We start from the raw sequence: 1,107 nt of genomic DNA, 5'->3' as shown, positions 1-1,107 counted from the left end.
GTCTCGACCTGCTCGCCTTTGCGGATGCGCTCCAATATGCGCGGCTCTTCGTCCAAATGGTCGTCCGGTATCAGCATAGTTACCGACCTTCCGATTGCTTCGTCGGCGGTGTAACCGAACAGACGTTGGGCGGCTGAGTTCCAGCTCCTGATGACTCCGTTCAAATCCTTGCTGACGATGGCATCGAAGGAAGACTCCACGATGGCTGACAGATGATGCCTGGCCTCGTCGGCATGATGGCGGTCAGTGAGATCGAACAGCATATTGACGGCGCCGACCAGTCTGCCCTGCTCGTCATGAAGCGGTGTGGGATAGGGAAGGAACGGCACACGCGTGCCGTCCGGGCGTTGGGAGATAGCCGACTGGTTTCTGACCGGCCGGTTCTCCTTTAGCGCGACAGCCATCGGGCATTGGTCATGCGGCAACACTTCACCGTCGGTCGTGAACAGCTTGTGCGTCACACACCATTGGTCTTTTCCGAGCTCGGGTTCGCGCCCAGCGAAATCTGCCGCGGCCCGATTGAAATAGGTGATCTTGCCTTCGGTGTCGGTGGTGTAGATTGCTACGGGAAGATTATCGAGGATTTGGTGGGGCAGATCAAAGGTCGAGCTCGAGGTTTTCGTCACTTGCGCCACGTATAGGAGTTCCAGTTAACCGCAGTGAACGCGGTGCCGCGGAAATGGTTCCGCGACCATTTCCGGGGATAGTCACCGCAGGCGGCGGCGAGTCAAAGCCGGGTGGAAGCTGCTCACCGACTTACTCCTTGCCCCGGTAGCGCAGCGCGTCGACCAGCAGCGAGAAGGCCGGCGTGGCTTGCCGGCGGCTGGGGTAATAGAGATGGTAGCCGGGGAAGGGCCCGCACCAGTCGGCGAGCACACGCACCAGCCGGCCGTTGGCCAGATGGGCCGTCACCTGCTCCTCAGGCAGATAGGCAAGGCCGAGGCCGGCGAGCACCGCGTTCATGCGCAGAGCGGCCGTGTTGAACACAAGCTGGCCTTCGACCCGAACCTTCAGCTCGCGTCCGGCCTTCTCGAACTCCCAGGCATAGAGCCCGCCATAGGTGGGCAGCCGCAGATTGATGCAATTGTGGGTGGTCAGGTTCTGCGG

The 1,107-nt window shown here is 61.1% G+C and carries 2 protein-coding genes; both read right to left on the bottom strand.

Translation table 11 applies throughout. From position 1 onward, the window contains the following. The coding region (locus EN994_RS32575) for a PAS domain S-box protein (RefSeq protein ID WP_127308208.1) at nt 1-635 on the bottom strand (635 nt) is incomplete at its 3' end. 121 nt (nt 636-756) lie between these two features. Continuing rightward, the coding region (locus EN994_RS32570; RefSeq protein WP_245466160.1) for a LysR substrate-binding domain-containing protein at nt 757-1,107 on the bottom strand (351 nt) is incomplete at its 5' end.

Origin of the sequence: Mesorhizobium sp. M7A.F.Ca.CA.002.09.1.1 (assembly GCF_003998555.1) — a bacterium.
Classification (GTDB): Bacteria; Pseudomonadota; Alphaproteobacteria; order Rhizobiales; family Rhizobiaceae; genus Mesorhizobium; species Mesorhizobium ciceri.
Note: the sequence above shows the minus strand (reverse complement) of the source record. Positions and strands in the feature narration are given on the sequence as shown.